This window comes from Anaeromyxobacter sp. K (assembly GCF_000020805.1).
Lineage (GTDB): Bacteria > Myxococcota > Myxococcia > Myxococcales > Anaeromyxobacteraceae > Anaeromyxobacter > Anaeromyxobacter dehalogenans.
Genome location: NC_011145.1, coordinates 1,728,978 through 1,749,359 on the forward strand (window position 1 = coordinate 1,728,978; position 20,382 = coordinate 1,749,359).

Sequence of the window (20,382 nt, forward strand, 5' to 3'; positions counted from 1 at the left end):
GGGACGCATCTCGGCATGCTTCCGGGATGCTCTGCGCCCTGCTCGCCGCCGCCGCCCTGGCCGCCACGGCTGCTCCCCAGGGGGCAGCCGTGGGCGACCTGCTGGAGCGCTCCGACGCCGCGTACGCGCGGCGCGACGAGCCCGGCGCGCTCGACGAGGTCCGGACCACGCTCGAGGAGGCGGGGCGGCGCGCGCCCGACGACTACGAGGTGCTGTGGCGCCTCGCGCGGCTCTACTTCTGGCTCTCCGACGACCCGGCGCTGAAGGACTCGGAGAAGAGCCGGCTCGGGAAGCAGGGCTGGGAGTACGGCGAGCGCGCCATCCGCGCGAACCCGGCGCGCGTCGAGGGCTGGCACTTCGCCGCCGCCGGCATGGGCAACTACTCGCTCGGCATCGGCGTCCTCAAGGCGCTGACCCAGGGCATCGAGGGCAAGTTCAAGGACCGCCTCTCGCACGCCGAGAAGATCGACCCCGCGTTCCAGCACGGCTCGATCCAGACGGCGTGGGGGCGCTTCTGGTTCAAGCTCCCCTGGCCCAAGTACGACGCGAGGAAGAGCGAGCGCTCGCTCCAGGCGGCGCTGGCGCAGAACCCGGAGAACGTGCGGGCGCGCGTGTACCTGGCCGACCTCTACCGGAAGGAAGGGCACAAGCGCGAGGCGACGGAGCAGCTCGAGAAGGCGCTGGCGTCGGAGCCGGGCCGTTATGACCCCCCCGAGGAGCGGCGGTGGCAGCAGGTCGCGCGGGGCATGCTGGAACGCAAGTGAAAGCGAGGACGCGATGATCGCCGAGGCGGAGCTCAGGAAGGGGGCGTCCGACGCCCAGAACCTCGTCTCTCTGTTCGAGTCGCAGGCGCGCCGGCGCGGCGACGCCACCGCGGTGAAGTTCAAGTCCGCGGGCGCCTGGCGCGACGTGAGCTGGGCCGAGATGGCCCGCCGCGCGCGCGACGTGGCCGACGGCCTCGCCGCGCTGGGGCTCCGCGCCGGCGACCGCGTCGCCATCATCGGCGACACGAACCTCGAGTGGATCCTGGCCGACCTGGGCATCCTCGGCGCCGGCGGGATCACCGTCACGATCTACCAGTCGAACACGCCGGCCGAGTGCCAGTACATCCTCGCCGACTCCGGCGCGCGGTTCGTGTTCTGCGACTCCGCGGCGCAGGTCGCGAAGATCCGCGAGGTGCGGGCCAAGCTGCCGGCGCTGGAGGGGCTGGTGCGCGCGCAGGGCCCGGCGGCCGACGCGTTCGAGCGGACGCTCGCCGACGTGGAGCGGGCCGGGGTCGCCTGGCGCGCCTCGAACCCGGACGCGCACGCGGCGAGGCTCGCGCGCATCGGGCGCGACGACCCGGCCAGCTTCATCTACACCTCCGGCACCACCGGGAATCCCAAGGGCGTCGTGCTCACGCACGGCAACTGGGTCTACGAGGCGCTCGCGGTCGAGGGCCTGAAGGTCGTCCGCCCCGACGACCTCATCCTGATGTTCCTGCCCATGGCCCACTCGTTCGCGAAGGTGATCGAGGCGGTCTGGTTCAGCACCGGCGCCACCGGCGCGTTCGTCGAGTCGCTCGAGAAGATCGTGGACAACGCCGGCGAGGTCCGGCCCACCGTGATGCCGTCGGTGCCGCGCATCTTCGAGAAGGCGTACAACACCGTGATCTCGAAGGGGCTCGCCACGCCCGGCCTGAAGGGCAAGCTGTTCAAGCTCGCCCTGCAGGAGTTCGAGAAGTACGCCGCCGCGAAGGAGCAGGGGAAGGACTACTCCTCGCTCGGGCTCACCATCGGCCGGAAGCTGGTGTTCCCGAAGCTCTCCGCGACGCTCTCCGAGCGCTTCGGCGGGCGGATGCGCCTGTTCGTCTCGGGCGGCGCGCCGCTCTCGCCGAAGATCGCGCACTTCTTCGACCAGCTCGGCTTCGTGATCCTGGAGGGCTACGGCCTCACCGAGACCTCCGCCGGCACGTTCGTGAACCGCCCCGGCGCGAACCGCATCGGAACGGTGGGCCCGCCGGTCCCCGGCACGGAGGTGCGCATCGCCGAGGACGGCGAGATCCTGGTGCGCGGGCCGTGCGTGATGAAGGAGTACTACAACAACCCCGCCGCCACCGCGGAGGTGCTGAAGGACGGCTGGCTCGCCACCGGCGACATCGGGTTCGTGGACGAGGCCGGCTGCCTCAAGATCACCGATCGCAAGAAGGACATCATCGTCACCGCGGGCGGGAAGAACGTCGCGCCGCAGAACCTGGAGAACGAGCTGAAGACCGACCCGCTCGTCTCGCAGGTGATGGTGCACGGCGACAAGCGCAAGTTCCTCTCGGCGCTCATCACGCTCAACGAGGAGAACGCGCGCAAGTGGGCCGGCGACCACGGCCTGCCCGCGGGCGAGGGGCTGCACCGCGATCCCCGGCTGCGGGCGCGCATCCAGCAGACCATCGACGCGCTGAACGCCCGGCAGGCGAGCTACGCCACCATCAAGAAGTTCGAGATCCTCCCCCGCGACTTCACCCAGGCGACCGGCGAGCTGACGCCGACGCTGAAGGTGAAGCGCAAGGTCGTCACGCAGCAGTACCGGGCCCTGCTCGACTCCTTCTACGCCGAGTAGCCGTCGCCCCCACGAGGCGGTCGCGCCCCGAGGCGACGAGTGCTTAACTGACCCCGGGGTGCCAGGTCGCGCGGCCGCCCGGCGAGGGGATCATGGAGCAGAGCGGGGTACGGGTCCTCCTCGTCGAGGACGACGACGACAACCGGGAGCTGATGGCGGAGGTGCTCACCGCCTCCGGGTGCCTGGTCCTGTCCGCCGCGAGCGGGCAGGAGGGGCTGAAGACCCTGTCCGAGCACTCCATCGACGTGGTGGTCACCGACGTCGGGATGCCCGGCATGGGCGGGCTGGAGATGGCCCGGGCGGCGAAGGCCATCGCGCCCACCGTCCCGGTGGTCATCGTCACCGGCTGGGCGGAGCGCGACGACATCGCGCGGGCGCGCGGCCGCGACGTGGACGCGGTGCTCATCAAGCCGGTGGACCCCGACGCGCTCACCGCCGCGGTGAACGACGCGGTGCAGACGCACGGGCGCGCGTAGCGGCGGCCGGGCCGGCTTGACACTCCCGGATCCGCCCAATACGTTGCGCTCTCCCCAGGCTTGATTCTGGAATCAGCGGCCGCCGAGCGGCTCCGAGGGTCCGACATGGCAGTGTCCACCGTGAAGGAAGTCTTCGAGCAGCACATCCCGGCGAAGCTCCAGGCGAAGCCGGACGTCGTCACCCGGATCGCGGCGGTGTACCAGTTCAACATCAGCGGTCCCGGCGGCGGCACCTGGGGCGTGGACTGCACCGCGCCGGGCGGGAAGGTGAGCGAGGGCGCGCCCGCCAGCCCGAAGTGCACGGTCGCCGCGACCGAGCAGGACTTCCTGAACATCGTGAACGGCAAGCTCAACCCGCAGATGGCGTTCATGTCCGGGAAGCTGAAGATCCAGGGCGACATGGGCCTCGCCATGAAGCTGCAGCAGATCCTGGTCTGATCCTGGGCCACGGGCGTGGCGCTCCCGCTCGCCGGCGTCCGCATCCTCGACCTCACCCGGCTCCTGCCCGGGCCGTACGCGACGCTGGTGCTCGCGGACCTCGGCGCCGACGTCGTCAAGGTGGAGGACCCGCAGGGCGGCGACTGGCTGCGCTGGATGCCGCCGCTCGCGGGCGAGCAGTCCGGCGCGTTCCACGCGCTCAACCGCAACAAGCGCTCGCTCGCGATCGACCTCCACAGGGCCGAGGGCGTCGAGGCGTTCCTGCGGCTCGCCGCGCGCGCCGACGCCGTCGTCGAGTCCTTCCGGCCCGGCGTGCTCGACCGGCTGGGCGTCGGCTACGAGGCGCTGCGCGCTCGCGCCCCCCGGCTCGTGCTCTGCTCGATCTCCGGCTACGGGCAGGACGGCCCGTACGCCGGTCGCGCCGGCCACGACCTCGACTACTGCGCGGTCTCCGGCGTGCTCGCCGCGAACGGCCCGCCCGACGCGCCGCGACCCCTGGGCGTCCAGGTCGCCGACGTGGCCGGCGGCGCCTGGCCGGCGGTGGCCGGCATCCTGGCGGCGCTGGTGCGGCGCGCCTCCACCGGCGAGGGCGCCCACGTGGACGTGTCGATGACCGAGGGCGCGCTGGCGCTGCTCGCCATGCCGCTCGGGATGGCGTGGGCCCGCGGCGCGCCGCTCGCGCGCGGCCGCGAGCTCCTCGACGGCGGCGCCGCCTGCTACGGCGTGTACCGCACCCGCGACGACCGCTTCGTCGCGCTCGCCGCGCTCGAGCCCCGGTTCTTCGCCGCGTTCTGCGAGGCGGTGGGCCGGCCGGAGCTGGCCTCGCGGCAGTGGGACGAGGGCGGCGCCGGGGCGCGCGCCGAGCTCGCGGCGATCTTCGCGGCGCGCACGCGCGACGAGTGGGCCGCGTTCGCCGCGGCGCACGACGCGTGCGTGGCGCCGGTGCTGGAGGGCGACGAGCCGCGCGCCGATCCGCAGCTCGCCGCGCGCGGCGCGTTCCTCGAGGTGGACACGCCGTGGGAGGGCAGGGCGCTCCCCGCGGTGGCGTCGCCGGTGCGGCTGCGCGGCGAGGCCGCGCCGCGCCGGCCCGCGCCCCGGCTGGGCGAGCACGGGGAGGCGGTGCTGGCCGAGGCCGGGTTCTCGCCCCCGGAGATCGCGGCCTTGCGCGCGTCGGGTGCGCTCGGACCGTGAGCCCCCGCCGCGCGCCGCCACCGGGGCGCTGGCACTTTCGGTTGACAGGCCCGGAGCGGGCGACCAAGTTCGGAGCCGGATGCGCGCGCTCCTCGCCGCCGGTCTGGCGCTGTTCCTGGTCTTCGCGGCCGGGGGGCACCACGTGCACGCGCCCGGGCCGCACGGCGCCGACCACTGCGCGGTGTGCGCCGTGCGGAGCGCCGACGTCGCGCACGACGAGACCCCGGACGTCGCGCCGCGCCCCGTCCTCGAGGACGTGGTCGAGCCTGCGCGCGGCCTCGCACCCGTGCTGGGCGCCCCGCTCGGCGCCGTCCCGGGGCAGTCACCTCCGCGGAACGCGTAGCCCCCGCCGGCTTCGCAATGGGCACGCGCCTCGTGGCGCGCGCTCGATCCATTCCGCGTAACATGGCGCGCCGGGCGCGCGCCGAGGTGTCTCATGCGTTCACTGATCGTGGCGAGCGTGCTCGCCGTGTCCGCCGTTCCCGCCGCCGGATCCGCGCAGTCGTCCGGCGCGACCTCGCCGCCGTCCAGTCCCCCCGCGCAGCAGGATCCCAAGCAGCTCGAGGCCGAGATCGCGAAGGAGCTGGGCGCCGCTCCCGCGCCCGCCCCCGCGCCGCAGCCGGCGGTCCCGGCGCCGTCCGGCGCGGCCGCGACGTCCACCGGCGGGAGCCCGTACGCGCGGCTCCTGCTCCTGCCCGACGTGAGCGCCATCGGCTCGGCCTCGCTCGCGTACGACGGCTACGACGTCGAGAAGCGCTCGCCGCGCGGCGGCCCGTTCAGCCCCGCCGAGAAGCCGGCGTTCGCGTTCGAGGAGCTCGAGCTCGGGCTGCAGGCGGTGGTCGATCCCTACGTCCGCGCCGACGTGTTCCTGTCCTTCACCGAGGCCGGGGCCGGCGTGGAGGAGGCCTACGTCACCACGCTCACGCTCCCGGCCGGGCTTCAGGTCCGCGCCGGCCGCATCTACAGCCCGTTCGGCCGGCTCAACCTGCAGCACCCGCACGCCTGGGAGTTCGTGGACGCGCCGCTCGCGCGGGAGCGGCTCCTCGGCGAGGAGTCGCTGGGCGGACCGGGCGTGGAGGTCGCCTGGCTCGCGCCGCTGCCCTGGTTCTCGGAGCTGCGCCTCGCCGAGCAGAACACCACGCTCGTGGAGGACGCGCCCTCGGAGCTGACCGGCGTGGCGCGGCTGCTCAACTACCTGCCGCTCGGCGAGACGGCGACGCTCGGCCTCGGCCTGTCCGCGGCGCGCCGCGGGGAGGGCACCGGCGGCGCGTTCCGCGACCTCGGCGGCGCCGACGCGTACCTGCGCATCCGCCCGCCCGCCGGGCGCGCCTACCTCGCGGTGCAGGGCGAGGTCTACGCCCGGAAGTTCCGCGGGGCCGCCGCCGACGCGAACGGCGGGGACACCGAGACCGGCTGGTGGACGCAGGCGTTCTGGCGTCAGAGCGCGTGGTGGGGGTACGGCGTCCGCTACGAGCGCGCGCCGTCCGCCGGCGAGGCGCCCAGCGGCACCGAGCAGCGCGCCAGCGGCCTCGTGACCTGGTTCCCGTCGGAGTTCCAGCGGCTGCGTCTGCAGGTCGGCTGGGATCGGCTCCCCGGCGGCGGAGGAGGCCTCGAGGCGCTGCTCCACGTCGAGTTCGGCATCGGGGCGCACGGCGCCCATCCGTTCTAGGAGGAGATCGCCATGACCTTCCGCCCCGTCGCCGTCCTCCTGGCCCTCGTCCCCTCGCTCGCGCTCGCCGGCCCCCGCGTCGTCACCACCACCGAGGGGCTCGCCGCGCTCGTCCGCGAGGTCTCCGCCGGCCGCGCGTCGGTGGAGAGCCTCTCGCGCGGGTCGCAGGATCCGCACTACGTGGACGCGAACCCGATGCTCGCGGTGAAGCTCCGCAACGCCGACCTGCTCGTGGACGTCGGGCTCGACCTCGAGATCGGCTGGCTGCCGCCGCTCGTGAACCAGTCGCGCAACGGCGCCATCCAGCCAGGCGGCGCGCACCGGCTCACCGCCGCCTCGGCCGTGCAGGTCCTCGACGTGCCCACCGGCCCGGTGGACCGCAGCCGCGGCGACCTCCACCCCGCCGGCAACCCGCACTTCCTCACCGACCCGCGCCGCGCGCTCCAGGTCGCGACCGCCATCGCCGCGAAGCTGGGCGAGCTCGATCCCGGCGGCGCCGCCGCCTACCAGGGCGCGCTCGGCGCGTTCCGGACGAAGCTCCAGACCGACATGACGCGCTGGCAGGCCGCGCTCGCGCCGGTGAAGGGGCGGAAGATCTTCTCGCAGCACCGCACGCTCACGTACTTCCTCGACTGGAGCGGGATCGTGTCGGCCGGCGAGATCGAGCCGCGCCCCGGCGTGCCCGCGCCGCCCGCCTACCTCGCCGAGCTGGTGCAACGGGCGCAGCGCGAGCAGGTGAAGGCGATCGTGGTGGAGAACTACTACGACACGAAGTCCGCCGAGGTGGTGGCGCGCCACGCCGGCGCGAAGGTGGTGCGCGTGCCCGGGGACGTGGGCGGCGAGCCCGGGGTGAAGACTTACGAGCAGTGGATCCAGGAGCTCGTCGAGCGCGTCGCGGGGGCGCTCCGTTGAGCCCCGGCCCGCTCGTCGCGCTCGAGGGCGCAACCGTCGGGTACGGCCGTCGCGCCATCCTCGAGCGCGTGGACCTCGCGGTCGAGGCCGGGGACTTCCTGGCCGTGGTCGGCCCGAACGGCGGCGGCAAGACCACGCTGGTGCGCTCGCTGCTCGGCGCGCTGCCGCTGCTCGCCGGGCGGCGCACGCTGCGGCCCGGCGTGCGCGTCGGCTACGTGCCCCAGCGCGACCACGTCGATGCCGTGTGGCCGTTCACCGCGGGAGAGGTGGTGCTGATGGGCCGGGTCCCCGCGCTCGGCCCCGGGCGCCGCCCCGGCCCCGCCGACCACGAGGCGGTGCGGGCCGCGCTCGGGCTCGTCGGCATCGAGGCGCTCGCCGGCAGCGCCTACGGCGAGCTGTCCGGCGGGCAGCGGCAGCGCACGCTCATCGCGCGGGCGCTCGCCGCGGAGCCCACGCTGCTGGTGGTGGACGAGCCCACCAACGGCATGGACCCCGCCGCCGAGCTCGCGACCATGGACCTGCTCCGCGATCTGCACCAGGGCGTGCGGATCGCGATCGTGATGGTGTCGCACCGGCTCGAGGCCGTGGCGAACTACGCGCGCGCGCTCGCGTTCGTGGACAAGGACCAGACGCTGTTCCGCGTCGGGCCGGTGGAGGAGATGCTGCGGCCAGAGGGGCTCGGGGCGCTGTATGGCCGGCCCGTCGCGGTGCGCGAGCTGGACGGGCGGCGCCTCGTGTACCCCATCAACGGCGGGGTGCGGCGGTGAGCGCGCTCGAGACGTTCCTGTCGGCGCGCGAGATCTGGGAGGTGCCCCTCGCCGCGTCGATGGTTGCCGGCGCGCTGCTCGGCGCGCTCGGCGTGTACGTCGTGCTCCGGCGCACCGTGTTCGTGTCGGCCGCGCTGACGCAGGTGTCCACGCTCGGCCTCGTGCTCACGCTGCTCGTCGAGGAGCGGGTGCACATCGAGACCGAGCACGCCACCGAGCAGCTCGCCGTGGCGATCCTGTTCTCGGTGGCCGGCGCCCTCGTGCTCGGCGCGCTCCGTCCCCGCCGGCTGCCCGCAGAGGCCACCGTCGGCGCCGCCTGGGTGACCGCGTCCGCGCTGGTCGTGCTCGGGGTGAGCCAGCTCGTGCACGCCGCGCACGACCTCGGCGGCATGGTGTTCGGCAACGCCGTGGCCGTGCCCGCCAGCGACCTGGCCGTGATCGTGCTGGTGGCCGCCGTCTGTACCGCCGTGCACCTCGTGTTCGCGAAGGAGCTCGCGTTCGCCTCGTTCGACCCCGAGACGGCCCAGGCGCTCGGGTTGAAGGTGAAGCTCTGGGACGCCGTGCTGTTCCTGACCATCGGGCTCGCCATCCCCGTCACCGCGCGGGCGCTCGGCGCGCTGCCCGTGTTCGCGTTCCTGACGCTGCCCGCCGCGGCGGCGCTGCTGCTCAAGGTCGGGTTCCGCCCCGCGTTCGCCGTCGCCGCCGGCCTCGGCATCCTGGCCGCAGGCGGCGGGTACGTGCTGTCGTGGATCTGGGAGATCCCCACCGGCGCGACCATGGTGGCGCTCGCCGCGCTGTTCCTCGTGCCCGGCGCGCTGCTGCGCCGCGGGGGAGGGTGAGGCCGCCGCCAGGACCGCCGCCGAGCCGTCGCGCAGGCGCGTTTCGGCGCGGTGCGAAAAGGTCTTGACCGGAACCGGCCCGGACTGTAGAAACCCGCCTCGCTTCGACACTTTCCCACCTGACGCGGGGTGGAGCAGCCAGGTAGCTCGTCGGGCTCATAACCCGAAGGTCGCAGGTTCAAATCCTGCCCCCGCAACCACGGACGGACCACCTGATCCCAAGGGGATCAAGAGGTTCGGCAAGAAGATGGAGCCGGTCACCTCGTAACAGGGTGACCGGCTCTCTTCTTTCTGGGCCCCACCAGCACTGTTGGCGGCGGGGGCGAGGGTGCCGGCGACGGCGACGCCGTTGGACCTCGGCGTGAGCGTGAGCTCCCCGATGACGCCCTGAGCATCTCGCGGGCGGCGACCGGGTCTGCGTAGAGCGTGGCCTAGAGCCGCAGCAGACCGTCCCGGATGGCCTTTCCCGGCGGCGGGAACACCCACCGCCCCAGGGCGCGAGGCCCGCCAGCTCGGCCTCCAGCTCCCGGACCCGCGCCTCCGCCTGCGTCAGCTCGCGGGCGACCGCCTCGGAGTGGCCCTGCGTCTTGAGGTAGGCGACGAGGTTCTCCACCGCCTTCTTGGCCTCGCCGAGCTGGCGCTCGATCTCCTTAGCCTGAGGCGCTAGGTCCTGATCCCGCGCCTCCGAGAACGCCTGCCGGAATTGGGACTCGTAGAACGTGACGTTCTCGGGCGAGAGGATCTTCTTCTTCAGCTCGTCTATCACCGCCGTCTCGATCTTCTCCTGTGAGATCGTCGTGGTGTTGGTGCAGGTGCTCGACCCGCGCCGCTTCCGGCTCGGACACTGGTAGCCCCGGTATACGCGGCCGGAGTTCGGGTTCACCTTGCCGCCGTAGACAACCATCGCCGCGCCGCAGATGCCGCACTTCAGGAGGCCGCTCAGGAGGTATGGCGAGTAGACGCGGCCCGGCTCGGTGCCCTTGTACCGGCCGCCGCTGCCGCGCTTCAGCTTAGAGCCTCGCGCGGCAGATAGAGCCTGCACGCGGTCGAACACGTCGCGCGGAACGATGGCGAGGTCGGGGCGCGGTGTCACGATCCACTCGCTCTCCGGCCGCCGCCTGGCGACGCGCTTTCCGGTCTGCCGGTTCTTCACGTACCGATCCTTCTTGTAGATGAGCTCGCCCGGTAGATGCGGTTCTTCAACAGGTACTGGAGCGACGAGAGGCGCCATCCTCGCGGGCGCCCCTTCCTTTTCCCGGGATTTGGGGCAAGGGCCTTGTCCTTCACCAGCGTCTCCACGATCTCGGAGAGCGAGCGGCCGTCGAGTCGGAGCTGGTACGCGCGGCGGACCACCTCCGCCTCCGGCTCGTAGATGACGAGCTTCTTGCCGGCGATGAGCGGATTTCCGCTGGAGTCGACCCGGCCCGCGACATCCGGCACCGCCACCGAGCGGTAGCCGAACGTGCGGCCGCCTGCGCTCATGCCTCTGTGGACCTGGCCCTCAAGCCCGCGCAGCGTCTTGTGGCGGAGGTCCTGGATGTAGACGTCGTCGATCAGGCTCTTCAGCTTGAAGCCGAGGTTGGCGGTCGGATTCGAGCTCCGCAGCCCGTCCACGGTGATGAGCTCGATCCCGTAGTAGTCGCAGTCCTCCTGGAACGTGAGGGCCTCGGCCATGTTGCGGCCCAACCGCGACAGGTCGTTTACGACCAGAGCGGATACGGGGGGCGGGCGGCAGAAGATCGTTTCGCGCACCCGGCGGAAGCCGTCGCGCCCGGCCTCGGTGGCGCCCGAGACCGCCTCGTCCACGAACACGAGTTCGTCCGGGAGCGCGTCGCCCTCCGCCTCGACGAGCTTGCGGACGTTCCGGAGCTGGTCCTCGATGGACGTGGCCTTCTGCGCCGACGTCGAGTACCGGGCGTAGGCGGCGACGCGGCGGTTCACTTCGCCCCCTTGGCCTTCCAGGCGGGCACGAACGGGAGCGGCGGCGTGGAGCCGGCAGGGGCGAGCAGAGGGGCCGGTTCCGACTCCCACCCCTTCGCTGTCTTGATCTCCTTCGCCCAGGCGCCGGCGGCGATCTTCGCCGCCTTCATGAGCAGTTCGCGGGTACAGTCGTCAGGGGGCGCGGGTGGCGGGGGCGCGCCCGGCACGATGAACTCCCCCGGGAACTCCAACCACCACTCGATGAACTCAGGGACGGCCCGTGGCGCGGGCTCACCCTTCACATGCCGCACGACCTTGGCGGTGGCGATGCGAGCGATGCGCTTCCTCCAAGTCGCTCGCCGACGGTGGCGAGGTCCTGCTCGGTACGCGGCCAGTAGGTGAGGGGGATCGGAAGGTAAGTGGGCATGACGGTCTCGGTGACCTCGTGCGCCAGTATGCGATGGGGCGCGGACACTGCGCCGCATGATGCTCGTCAACACTGGGCGCGTGGATCCCGCCCGGTGGTCGAGTACGATGAACCGATCTCGCCTCCGGCCGAACACCTGCCGGAACCGCAACGTCTTCTCAACGTGCAAGGGACATCATGTTCGAGCAGGCCTTCAAGAACATCGACGACGTTCTCTGGAAAGAGGCGGGCTGCACCACCGAGCTCGACTACACGGAGCAGACGTCCTGGCTCCTCTTCCTGAAGTACCTGGACGAACTGGAGCAGGAGAGGGCCACCGTCGCGGAACTGGAGGGCAAGCGGTACAGCTACATCCTCGACAAGCCGTACCGCTGGAGCGAGTGGGCGGCGCCGAAAGACCGGGACGGCAAGATCGACCACAACAAGGCGAAGACCGGCGACGATCTGCGCGACTTCGTGAACCTGAAGCTCTTCCCGTACCTGCACGGCTTCAAGCAGAAGGCGTCGGGGCCGAACACGGTCGAGTACAAGATCGGGGAGATCTTCGGGGAGATCCGCAACAAGATCGGCAGCGGCTACAACCTCCGCGAGATCATCGATCAGATCGACGAGCTGCGCTTCCGGTCACAGACCGAGAAGCACGAGCTCTCGATGCTCTACGAGGAGAAGATCAAGCGCATGGGGAACGCCGGCCGAAACGGCGGTGAGTACTACACGCCCCGGCCGCTCATCCGAGCGATGGTCCAGGTGGTCGCGCCGAAGGTCGGCGAGCGCATCTACGACCCGGCGTGCGGCTCAGCGGGGTTCCTTTGCGAGGCGTTCGACTACTTGAAGGGAAAGCCAGGCCTCACGACGAAAGACCTGAAGACCCTTCAGGAGAAAACCTTCTTCGGGAAGGAGAAGAAGTCGCTCGCGTACGTCATCGGGATCATGAACATGATCCTGCACGGCATCGAGGCGCCCAATATCCTGCACACGAATACGCTCGCCGAGAACTTGGCGGACATCCAAGAGAAGGACCGCGTAGACGTGATCCTTGCGAACCCGCCGTTTGGCGGTAAGGAGCGCAAGGAGGTCCAGCAGAACTTCGCGATTCGCTCAGGCGAGACCGCGTTCCTGTTCCTTCAGCACTTCATCAAGATGCTGAAGGCGGGCGGAAGAGCAGGCATCGTCATCAAGAACACGTTCCTATCCGGGAACGACAACGCATCCGTCGGTCTCCGCAAACTTCTGTTGGAGACGTGCAACTTGCATACGGTGCTCGACTGTCCCGCCGGAACCTTTCAGGGCGCCGGAGTTAAGACGGTCGTTCTGTTCTTCGAGAAAGGTGCCCCGACCCGAAAGATCTGGTTCTACCAGCTCGATGCGGGACGGAACCTTGGAAAGACCAACCCGCTCAATGACGACGATTTGGTGGATTTCCTTCGCCTGGAGAAGACGAAGGCCGAGTCGGCGAAGAGCTGGGTTCTCGACACAAAGACCCTCGACAAGTCCACCTTCGACCTCACGGTGAGAAATCCGTCCGGAGGCGAACAGGAAACGCACCGCAGCCCCGCTACTATTCTTGACGAGCTTGGCGAACTCGATGCTGAGGCTGCACAGGCTCTCAAGAGCATCCGGAGCTTGCTGTGTCTCTAGGCAACGCGAACACGCCTTGGCCCGTCCGGCCGCTCGGCGAGATCTGCGACTTCAGACCACCAAAATCAGAGGCACGCGGTCGCTTGAGCGATTCTGAGTACGTCTCTTTCGTGCCGATGGAAGATCTCGGGATCACTCAGAAGTACCTGGAGCCCACGAAGGAGAGGTGCCTTTCCGACGTGATCGGGAGTTACACGTACTTCGCTGACGGAGACGTGCTGCTCGCGAAGATCACCCCTTGCTTTGAGAACGGGAAACTTGGGATCGCGAGGGGGCTCGTCAACGGCATCGGGTTCGGTTCGAGCGAGTACTTCGTGCTCCGTCCGCAGCCGAGCGTGACGAGCGAGTGGCTCTACTACTTCCTTGCTCGCAGCGCGTTCCGAGCAGTTGGCGCTACCCGAATGACGGGCGCGGTTGGGCACAAGCGAGTGGAGAAGGAGTTCATCGAGAGCTGCCCGATCCCGGTTCCGCCCCTCGAAGAACAGCGTCGGATCACGGCACTGCTCGACAAGTCGTTCCAGAGCCTGAGTGATGCACTCTCGGCCGCTGCCGACGGCATCCACCGAGCAGACGCGCTGTTCGACAGCTACCGGCACTCAGTGTTTGTGGCGCAGAAGGGAGAGCGGCCAACCACTACACTCGACCGCATCGCGACGAACCTCGATAGCAAGCGCGTCCCCATCACGAAAGCGGATAGGCGGCAAGGCGCGTTCCCGTACTACGGTGCTTCCGGCATCGTGGATTACGTGAGCGACTACATCTTCGACGGCGACACCCTGCTCGTGTCTGAAGACGGTGCCAACCTGCTGAGCAGATCGACGCCAATCGCGTTTTCGGTTACTGGGAAATACTGGGTAAACAATCACGCGCACGTACTGAAGTTCAACGACTCGGCGACCCAAAGGTACGTCGAGTTCTACTTGGAAAGCATCAGCCTTCAGAAATACGTCACGGGGGCGGCGCAGCCGAAGCTGACCCAAAAAGCCTTGAACTCCATTCCTATCCCGTTGCCGGCGACACCCGCCGAACGGGCCGACATCGTGAAACGGATGCAGTCGCTTGAGTCCGAGGCGCAGCGGCTACGTGCTCTCTACGAGAGCAAGAGTGCCGCGCTCGAAGAGCTAAGAGAGTCGCTGCTGCACACGGCGTTCAGCGGCACACTTCTGGCTAGATCATGAACGAAGCCGAGACGAGAGCTGAGCACATCGACCCGGCGCTTGCGAAAGCAGGCTGGGGCGTCATCGATGGCAGCCGGATCCGGCGCGAGTACCCGATCACGCTAGGGCGACTCGAAGGTGCAGGACGCCGGGGCAAGCCGCTGACGGCGGACTACGTTCTCGTCTACCGCAACACGAAGCTCGCGGTCGTCGAAGCGAAGGCTTGGGGCGAACCGCTCACGCTGGGCGTCGCGCAGGCCAAGAACTACGCCGGGAAGCTGTCAGTTCGATTCACGTACTCGACCAACGGTCAGGGCATCTACGGCATCGACATGGACGAAGGGACCGAGGGGGAGGTCCCTGCGTTCCCGACCCCCGACGAGCTCTGGGCCCGAACGTTCGCTGACAAGAACGAGTGGCGGGACAGGTTCTCGGCTATCCCGTACGAGGACAAGGGTGGCGCGTTTCCGGGTCGCTACTACCAGGAGACCGCCGTTGAGCGGGTCCTTGAGGCGGTCGCGGCGGAACGTGACCGCATCCTGCTCACGCTTGCCACGGGGACAGGGAAGACGTTCATCGCGTTCCAGATCGCCTGGAAGCTGTTTCACTCGCGCTGGAATCTCTCGCGCAAGCCAGAGCGCCGCCCCCGGATACTGTTCCTCGCTGACCGGAACATCCTCGCGGATCAGGCCTTCAACGCCTTCTCGGCGTTCCCGGAAGATGCCCTCGTCCGGATCGATCCGGCGAGCATCCGGAAGAAGGGGAAGGTGCCCAAGAACGGGAGCATCTTCTTCACCATCTTCCAGACGTTCATGAGCGGCCCGCCGAAGGACGGCAAGCCGTCCCCCTACTTCGGCGAGTATCCCCCAGACTTCTTCGACTTCATCATCGTCGACGAGTGCCATCGCGGAGGCGCGAACGACGAGAGCACCTGGCGGGCGATCCTCGAATACTTCTCGCCGGCGGTGCAGCTCGGCCTCACGGCTACCCCGAAGCGCAAGGACAACGTCGACACGTACGCCTACTTCGGCGAGCCGGTCTTCGTGTACTCGCTGAAGGACGGCATCAACGACGGCTTCCTCACGCCGTTCCGGGTCAAGCAGATCGCGACGACTCTCGATCAGTACGTCTACACGCCCGACGACAAGGTCATCGAGGGCGACGTGGAGAGCGGTCGCGTGTACGAGGAGACGGACTTCAACAAGGTCATCGAGATCAAGGAGCGCGAGGCTCACCGGGTGAAGCTGTTCATGGAGCAGATCGATCAGTCCGAGAAGACCCTGGTCTTCTGCGCCACCCAGGATCACGCGCTCGCCGTGCGAAATCTCATCAACCAGATCAAGACGAGCAAGGATCCCAACTACTGTCATCGCGTAACTGCGAACGACGGTGCTCTTGGCGAGCAGCACCTCCGGGACTTCCAGGACAACGAAAAGACGATCCCGACGATCCTCACGACCTCGCAGAAGCTCTCCACGGGTGTTGATGCGAGAAACATCCGGAACATCGTCCTGATGCGCCCTATCAACTCGATGATCGAGTTCAAGCAGATCATCGGGCGCGGGACGCGACTCTACGAGGGCAAGGACTACTTCACGATCTACGACTTCGTGAATGCGCACAGGCTGTTCTTCGACCCGGAGTGGGACGGGGAGCCCGTCGACCCCGAACCGAAGGAACCTTGCGGGCCGCGCGGACCAGGGCCCGAGAAGGTTCCGGGCGAGGAAGAGGGCGAGGAAACCCCGGCGGCTCCCAAGAAGGTGAAGATCGAGCTCGCCGACGGGAAGGCTCGGACGATCAAGCACATGGTCTCCACCACGTTCTGGCATCCCGACGGCACACCCATGTCGGCGCAGCAGTTCATGGAGCTGCTGTTCGGGAAGCTCCCCGATTTCTTCAAGGACGAGGACGAGCTGCGGCAGCTCTGGAGCTCGCCGATCACGAGGCGGAAGCTGCTCGATGGCCTTGCGGAAAAGGGCTTCGGGACGGAGCAGCTCACGGAGATGCAGAAGGTCATCGACGCTGAGAAGAGCGACCTCTTCGACGTGCTTGCGCACGTCGCGTACGCGACCGCGCCGCTGACGCGCGAGGAACGGGCGAACCGCGCGAGAGTCGCGATCAAGGCGAAGTTCAGCGACAAGCAGCAGGCCTTCTTGGACTTCGTCCTGGCGCACTACGTGACGGTCGGTGTTGAGGAACTCGACCAGGAGAAGCTCACGCCGCTACTGAAGCTGAAGTACCACGACTCCATCGCGGACGCGGTGGCGGATCTCGGGAAGCCGGAAGAGATCGGTAGGACCTTCGTCGGGTTCCAGAGGTTCTTGTACGAAGGGGGGATCGCGGCCTGACCTTCGGGCGGTGTTCACGCGGCGCGGGGTTCGCCGGGGCAACACGCGGCTGTGCGCGACTACGAGTCGATTCGCAGCGGGCTGAACAAGCTCAGTCGGGCTTCCCGAGATGGCACTTCTTGTACTTCTTCCCGCTCCCGCACGGGCACTGCTCGTTGCGACCGATCTTGCCCCAGTGAGCTAGCGCGGCTGCAACGCGCTCACCGCGAAGCCGTTCAGCCTCGGCACGCAGGGTCGGCAGGTCGGCCGCCGGGATGGTCGATGGGTCGATCCACTGCCAATCGACCTTCTGCAAGACCCCCTCGGTGGAATACACGAGTTCGAGTAGGAGGCGGCGCGGATCGTTGTGAAGGAGTAGGACCTTGCGTGTATGCCGGAGCGCGAGCGCCGGATCCCGAGATACGCAACCGCTGACCCAGCAGAAGACGGTCAGGGGGACGCCGCCGTGCACGGACATCGGCTTGGGCCGCCGCGTGGACGGCTGTCGCGCGATCTCCTCATCGATTTCCTGAGCGATGTTCTCGCGCCACTTACCGTTCAGGTCGAGGAGGTAACTCGCAACTTTGGCGAGCCCCGGAGCAGTTGTTCGGGCGAGCCGGTCGACGATCTCGAAGAGCCGAGCGGGCATCTTCTGCCTGAGAGGTGGCCGAGTGGCCCCGTCCGCCATTCGCGAGCTGAAGTACTTGTCGATCTCGGAGCGATACCCCTGGAACGTGATGCGGGCTCCCGAGTCGCCCCGGAGTTCCTTCGCGTGCGTCGCGTAGTGGTTGTGCTTCAGGTAGAGGCCGAGATGATCGAACTCGTCGTCGGACTGAATGATGTCCGACCGGAACGCCTGCATCCGTTGCTCGACGAAGTGCAGGAACACCAGCGGGTTCTCGAACACATCTGCGTATGCTCGCAGGTCGTCGACGGACAGGGCCCAGACCGGCTCGGACCCGACGTCCACCCCGATCTTGCGGAGATGCTGAACCTGCGCAGCCATCTCCGTGAACGGGTCGATGGTGACGGCGCAGATCGTAACGTGGCGGAAGTCCGCTCTCTTGAGCGTTCCCACCTGAAGGTGATCGCGGTCGAAGATTGGGACCGTCTCACCACTGTTCAGGTACTCGATGAATCGCTTCCCCTGGGTTGCTGGTTTCAGCACGAGGTTTCTTAGGGATGCGACGTACGCGGGGAAGTCGGTCGCGGGTGGAGTGTAGGTGAATGCGCCGGCTCGAACTTCGATGACGAACAGGTGGTCGTCGTAGATCAGGATGCCGTCGGCTTCGCACCACTCCGTGTGCGCCCCCGTTCGCGCTCGGTAGTAGACCGGGCGGAACTGCGTTGCGCTCGGCAGAATCGAGCGCAGGTACTTGAACGGCAGTGCTTCCGAGAGCTCCTTCTGAATCTGGTTCCAGGTTTCCGCGTACTCGGGCTTGAGCCGCGTCACGATCCGCTGCATCACGCGGTAGAGGTTGTCGAAGAGCCCGTATAGATCGAAGCAGCACGGTCGCCCGTTGAGCCGGATGAAGGGGCGCCTGAAGATCGGCCAGATGCGGAGCGGCCATCCACGGAACTGGCCGGGCGCGAAGAACTCCTGCTCCTCCCCTGGGGACCACGTCATCTCGTCGAGAAGGCGTTGCGGCAGGTTCGCGACCTTTTGGACATCGAAGAGGTCGAGGCCCAGTAGCCGGCCGAGGGCCCTCTCCTGGCGCTCTTGCCAGCCGTGTTCCTCGACGACGCTTGCGATGATCTCCCGCATCGTCTGGTCGGATGGGAGTTCTTCGGACTCGATCTTCTTCTCGGCGGCGTCCAGCACGTCGGTTTGGAACGACTTGAAGCCCTCGACCGTCTCGCCAATGCCGTACGACAAGGACCGCCAGATCTTCGTGATCTCCTCGACGAACTGTTCGGCGGTGATCCCGAACAACTCCTGGAGCACGTCCGAGAACGGCAGGAACATGTCTCGGAGGTAGGCGGGCTGGTGGACCTGGTACCGAGTTCCACGAACGGTGCACCAGTACACCTGGGCGCGGTACTTGAACTCCTCGAAGTCGAGATCCTGCGCTGGGTTGTCAGCGCGAGTCTGCGCCGTCGCGCAGAGATGGTAGTCGAGGACCAGGATTCGGAAGAGGCGCTCCACCTTTTCACGAAGCGACTTCCATGCCTCTTCCGTGACATCGTCGCGCTGGTTCGCGGAGGGCGGCACCGCCGCGATCACGCTCTGGATGTAGTCGACCATCCTCACCGCTACGCCGTCGTCGAAGTCCATCTCGGCTTCAGACGTGATGCCGGTCGCGCGGAGGCTCAGTTCCCACCACGCTCGGTGCAGGAGCTTCTCCGGCGGAAGTTCGCTTACGAGTGAAGCGATCTCGGAGACGAGGGAATCGATTTCTCCGACGAGCTCCGGGTAACGCTCCGCGAGTCGCGCCTGCATCTTCTCGAACTCGCCGGGAGGCCAGTCGACGCGGCTATGGACGAACCGGCCGATTCGAGCGGACGTCAGGGGCCCCGCCGTGAACACCTCGTCGGGCTTTACCCTCTGCGGCTTCGTGCGTTCCTTCCGACGTCTCGCCATGGGTTCCCCTCGGGCAGCGGCATCATACCGGACGTGCATGACGTGCCCGCACCCGGCACCGGCAAGATCGAGCCGAATCTCGAGATAAGAGATCGGGAGGAACTCCTACCGTCGCGGGCCAGCCGGCTCGCAGACCCCAATTGCTTCATCACGACGCTCTCCGGCCCGTCCCTCGGTCTGCCGGGAAGCGTCCGTTTGGAGGTCCCGCATGGCTCACGATATCAACCGCATGTTCTACGTCGGCGAGGCGCCGTGGCACGGCCTCGGCGTACGGCTGCCTGCCCGTGCCAGTTACGAAGCCGTCGTTGAGGCCGCCGGCTTCTACGACGCGGTTGCGAAGGACGTGTACGTGCCGCCGTTCCGTGCGCCGATCCCCGACAAGAAGGCCCTGGTGCGGTCCGACACCGGCGAGTACGGCTCTGTCGTCGGCAAGGGGTACGAGGTCGTCCAGTTCTCCGAGGTGGCCCGCACGCTGGTCGAGGCCGCCGGCGACGCGACCACTCCAGGCTAGAGGCGGAGAGGGCCAAGGTCGTCCAACTCTTCGACACGGCCGTCGGGATCGAGAGGGTGCGCGGGACCGCCTGGGCCGCCCTCCAGGGCTGGGCGGAGTACGCAGACCACCACCGGCTCGTCCGCGATGCGGGTCGGGAGGACCCGCGGCGGGCGCGGCTGGCCTCGATCTGGCTGGGCCGGGCTGCGGCCCTGAAGCAGGCCGCCTTGGGCGCGATCGCTGACGAGGCCGGCATCCAGCTCGTGGCGGCGTAGGCCGGCAGCATCGGCTGCCGCAGCTCCTCCGTCTTCACCTTCGGCGGGCCCGCCGGATCGGGGGAGCTTGTGCTTCCAGTCGCGCTGATGCTGAACAAGGCGTTGCTCAAGAAGATCGCGGTCGCCGTCCTCATCGCGGCGGCAGAGACCGTTTTGACGGCGCCGACGAAGGGCGAGAACGCGCGGTAGCCGTAGGACCCCCGGCTTGTGCCAGCGTCCGTTTCACCTACAGACGCAGAACCACTTCGAGGGGTCCCCGCTCATGGTGAGCGCAGGCTCCTCGTCGTTCATGGGCGCGCATGCGCCCGAGGAGCAGCACCATGACCCCCGAGCAGAAGAAGAAGTTGTACCAGGCGCTCTGTGCGCCGTTCCCGCCCGAGGCCGTCGAACGCACGGACGGCTCGAAGACCGGGCGCGGTTACGACACCGCCGGCGTGAAGGTGCAGTGGATCATCGACCGGCTCAACGAGGTCGTGGGGATCGGCAACTGGCGCGTGACCCGCGAGACGTTCGTCCACGCGGGCACCAGTTCGGAGAGCGAGTGAGGCACGGCGGTGGAGAGTACCAGGGCCCCCGGCCGCGCGCCGGTACCGGCGTCGGGCCCAAACCGCTACGACGGCAAGCTGACGAACCACTTCCCGTCCGGCCGCTTGAACAGCTTCAGGCGGCCCTGGTCTGCGGCC

Annotated in this window: 20 protein-coding genes and 1 tRNA gene; 17 read left to right on the top strand and 4 right to left on the bottom strand. The window is 68.6% G+C overall.

Features of this window, described 5'->3' with window-relative positions; all coding sequences use genetic code 11:
- Nucleotides 1-26: 26 nt before the first annotated feature.
- The 11 genes from ANAEK_RS07635 to ANAEK_RS07685 all read left to right on the top strand — a co-directional run bounded on the left by ANAEK_RS07635 (nucleotide 27) and on the right by ANAEK_RS07685 (nucleotide 9,084).
- The gene (locus tag ANAEK_RS07635) at nucleotides 27-764 is read left to right on the top strand and encodes a lipopolysaccharide assembly protein LapB (RefSeq protein ID WP_012525573.1); all 738 of its coding nucleotides are present in this window, start codon (nucleotides 27-29) and stop codon (nucleotides 762-764) included.
- 13 nt (nucleotides 765-777) lie between these two features.
- The gene (locus tag ANAEK_RS07640; protein ID WP_012525574.1) at nucleotides 778-2,592 is read left to right on the top strand and encodes a long-chain fatty acid--CoA ligase; all 1,815 of its coding nucleotides are present in this window, start codon (nucleotides 778-780) and stop codon (nucleotides 2,590-2,592) included.
- Nucleotides 2,593-2,684: 92 nt separating this feature from the next.
- Entirely contained in the window at nucleotides 2,685-3,068 is a 384-nt protein-coding gene (locus ANAEK_RS07645) for a response regulator (RefSeq protein ID WP_012525575.1), read from the top strand.
- A gap of 105 nt (nucleotides 3,069-3,173) precedes the next feature.
- Nucleotides 3,174-3,506: an SCP2 sterol-binding domain-containing protein gene (locus ANAEK_RS07650; RefSeq protein ID WP_012525576.1), complete on the top strand. Its 333-nt coding sequence runs from the start codon at nucleotides 3,174-3,176 to the stop codon at nucleotides 3,504-3,506.
- A 15-nt stretch (nucleotides 3,507-3,521) separates the two neighbouring features.
- Complete coding sequence (locus ANAEK_RS07655) at nucleotides 3,522-4,697, top strand: CaiB/BaiF CoA-transferase family protein (protein ID WP_012525577.1); 1,176 nt, start codon at nucleotides 3,522-3,524, stop codon at nucleotides 4,695-4,697.
- A 79-nt stretch (nucleotides 4,698-4,776) separates the two neighbouring features.
- Nucleotides 4,777-5,040 (top strand): hypothetical protein, encoded by a 264-nt coding sequence (locus ANAEK_RS07660; protein WP_012525578.1) that lies wholly within the window; start codon nucleotides 4,777-4,779, stop codon nucleotides 5,038-5,040.
- Nucleotides 5,041-5,133: 93 nt separating this feature from the next.
- Complete coding sequence (locus ANAEK_RS07665) at nucleotides 5,134-6,366, top strand: hypothetical protein (protein WP_012525579.1); 1,233 nt, start codon at nucleotides 5,134-5,136, stop codon at nucleotides 6,364-6,366.
- Between the two features lie 12 nt (nucleotides 6,367-6,378).
- Nucleotides 6,379-7,278: a metal ABC transporter substrate-binding protein gene (locus tag ANAEK_RS07670; RefSeq protein WP_012525580.1), complete on the top strand. Its 900-nt coding sequence runs from the start codon at nucleotides 6,379-6,381 to the stop codon at nucleotides 7,276-7,278.
- The gene (locus tag ANAEK_RS07675) at nucleotides 7,275-8,045 is read left to right on the top strand and encodes a metal ABC transporter ATP-binding protein (RefSeq protein WP_012525581.1); all 771 of its coding nucleotides are present in this window, start codon (nucleotides 7,275-7,277) and stop codon (nucleotides 8,043-8,045) included. Before ANAEK_RS07670 ends, ANAEK_RS07675 begins: the two co-directional genes overlap by 4 nt.
- Nucleotides 8,042-8,884, top strand: a complete 843-nt coding sequence (locus tag ANAEK_RS07680) for a metal ABC transporter permease (protein WP_012525582.1) — start codon at nucleotides 8,042-8,044, stop codon at nucleotides 8,882-8,884. Before ANAEK_RS07675 ends, ANAEK_RS07680 begins: the two co-directional genes overlap by 4 nt.
- A 123-nt stretch (nucleotides 8,885-9,007) precedes the next feature.
- Nucleotides 9,008-9,084: transfer RNA gene (locus ANAEK_RS07685), tRNA-Met, on the top strand.
- On the opposite strand, the gene ANAEK_RS22760 is transcribed toward ANAEK_RS07685, so the two are convergent.
- Genes ANAEK_RS22760 through ANAEK_RS22980 form a run of 3 tightly spaced genes read right to left on the bottom strand, consistent with a single transcriptional unit; the run spans nucleotide 9,063 to nucleotide 10,974 of the window.
- Nucleotides 9,063-10,037, bottom strand: a complete 975-nt coding sequence (locus ANAEK_RS22760) for a recombinase zinc beta ribbon domain-containing protein (RefSeq protein WP_198137463.1) — start codon at nucleotides 10,035-10,037, stop codon at nucleotides 9,063-9,065. The genes ANAEK_RS07685 and ANAEK_RS22760 overlap by 22 nt on opposite strands.
- Entirely contained in the window at nucleotides 10,034-10,825 is a 792-nt protein-coding gene (locus ANAEK_RS07690; protein WP_041454045.1) for a recombinase family protein, read from the bottom strand. Before ANAEK_RS07690 ends, ANAEK_RS22760 begins: the two co-directional genes overlap by 4 nt.
- Entirely contained in the window at nucleotides 10,822-10,974 is a 153-nt protein-coding gene (locus ANAEK_RS22980) for a hypothetical protein (protein ID WP_157376686.1), read from the bottom strand. The genes ANAEK_RS07690 and ANAEK_RS22980 overlap by 4 nt, the downstream gene beginning before the upstream one ends.
- Nucleotides 10,975-11,408: 434 nt before the next feature.
- Here ANAEK_RS22980 and ANAEK_RS07700 point away from each other — a divergent pair, with 434 nt between their 5' ends.
- Genes ANAEK_RS07700 through hsdR form a run of 3 tightly spaced genes read left to right on the top strand, consistent with a single transcriptional unit; the run spans nucleotide 11,409 to nucleotide 16,374 of the window.
- Nucleotides 11,409-12,869, top strand: a complete 1,461-nt coding sequence (locus tag ANAEK_RS07700) for an N-6 DNA methylase (protein WP_012525584.1) — start codon at nucleotides 11,409-11,411, stop codon at nucleotides 12,867-12,869.
- Nucleotides 12,860-14,047, top strand: a complete 1,188-nt coding sequence (locus ANAEK_RS22610) for a restriction endonuclease subunit S (RefSeq protein WP_083779836.1) — start codon at nucleotides 12,860-12,862, stop codon at nucleotides 14,045-14,047. The genes ANAEK_RS07700 and ANAEK_RS22610 overlap by 10 nt, the downstream gene beginning before the upstream one ends.
- Nucleotides 14,044-16,374 (top strand): EcoAI/FtnUII family type I restriction enzme subunit R, encoded by a 2,331-nt coding sequence (hsdR, locus tag ANAEK_RS07710; protein WP_012525586.1) that lies wholly within the window; start codon nucleotides 14,044-14,046, stop codon nucleotides 16,372-16,374. The genes ANAEK_RS22610 and hsdR overlap by 4 nt, the downstream gene beginning before the upstream one ends.
- Before the next feature lie 91 nt (nucleotides 16,375-16,465).
- Here hsdR and ANAEK_RS23295 read toward each other — a convergent pair whose 3' ends face one another.
- Entirely contained in the window at nucleotides 16,466-18,934 is a 2,469-nt protein-coding gene (locus tag ANAEK_RS23295) for a YecA family protein (protein ID WP_012525587.1), read from the bottom strand.
- Between the two features lie 208 nt (nucleotides 18,935-19,142).
- Between ANAEK_RS23295 and ANAEK_RS07720 the strand changes: the two genes are divergently transcribed.
- The 3 genes from ANAEK_RS07720 (at nucleotide 19,143) to ANAEK_RS07730 (ending at nucleotide 20,244) form a co-directional block, all read left to right on the top strand.
- Entirely contained in the window at nucleotides 19,143-19,445 is a 303-nt protein-coding gene (locus ANAEK_RS07720; protein ID WP_012525588.1) for a hypothetical protein, read from the top strand.
- A gap of 47 nt (nucleotides 19,446-19,492) precedes the next feature.
- A complete protein-coding gene (locus ANAEK_RS07725) occupies nucleotides 19,493-19,699 on the top strand; it encodes a DUF932 domain-containing protein (RefSeq protein WP_232288440.1) in 207 nt (68 codons plus the stop codon).
- A 320-nt stretch (nucleotides 19,700-20,019) separates the two neighbouring features.
- The gene (locus ANAEK_RS07730) at nucleotides 20,020-20,244 is read left to right on the top strand and encodes a hypothetical protein (RefSeq protein WP_012525591.1); all 225 of its coding nucleotides are present in this window, start codon (nucleotides 20,020-20,022) and stop codon (nucleotides 20,242-20,244) included.
- Nucleotides 20,245-20,382: the final 138 nt, after the last annotated feature.

Bases quoted from the DNA above. Each gene is read 5' to 3' on its own strand.
- ANAEK_RS07640 (WP_012525574.1), top strand. From the start codon at position 778: ATGATCGCCGAGGCGGAGCTCAGGAAGGGGGCGTCCGACGCCCAGAAC.
- ANAEK_RS07720 (WP_012525588.1), top strand. From the start codon at position 19,143: ATGGCTCACGATATCAACCGCATGTTCTACGTCGGCGAGGCGCCGTGG.
- ANAEK_RS23295 (WP_012525587.1), bottom strand. From the start codon at position 18,934: ATGGCGAGACGTCGGAAGGAACGCACGAAGCCGCAGAGGGTAAAGCCC.
- ANAEK_RS07635 (WP_012525573.1), top strand. From the start codon at position 27: ATGCTCTGCGCCCTGCTCGCCGCCGCCGCCCTGGCCGCCACGGCTGCT.
- ANAEK_RS07660 (WP_012525578.1), top strand. From the start codon at position 4,777: ATGCGCGCGCTCCTCGCCGCCGGTCTGGCGCTGTTCCTGGTCTTCGCG.
- hsdR (WP_012525586.1), top strand. From the start codon at position 14,044: ATGAACGAAGCCGAGACGAGAGCTGAGCACATCGACCCGGCGCTTGCG.
- ANAEK_RS07645 (WP_012525575.1), top strand. From the start codon at position 2,685: ATGGAGCAGAGCGGGGTACGGGTCCTCCTCGTCGAGGACGACGACGAC.
- ANAEK_RS07730 (WP_012525591.1), top strand. From the start codon at position 20,020: ATGACCCCCGAGCAGAAGAAGAAGTTGTACCAGGCGCTCTGTGCGCCG.
- ANAEK_RS07665 (WP_012525579.1), top strand. From the start codon at position 5,134: ATGCGTTCACTGATCGTGGCGAGCGTGCTCGCCGTGTCCGCCGTTCCC.
- ANAEK_RS07650 (WP_012525576.1), top strand. From the start codon at position 3,174: ATGGCAGTGTCCACCGTGAAGGAAGTCTTCGAGCAGCACATCCCGGCG.
- ANAEK_RS07670 (WP_012525580.1), top strand. From the start codon at position 6,379: ATGACCTTCCGCCCCGTCGCCGTCCTCCTGGCCCTCGTCCCCTCGCTC.
- ANAEK_RS22980 (WP_157376686.1), bottom strand. From the start codon at position 10,974: ATGAAGGCGGCGAAGATCGCCGCCGGCGCCTGGGCGAAGGAGATCAAG.
- ANAEK_RS07700 (WP_012525584.1), top strand. From the start codon at position 11,409: ATGTTCGAGCAGGCCTTCAAGAACATCGACGACGTTCTCTGGAAAGAG.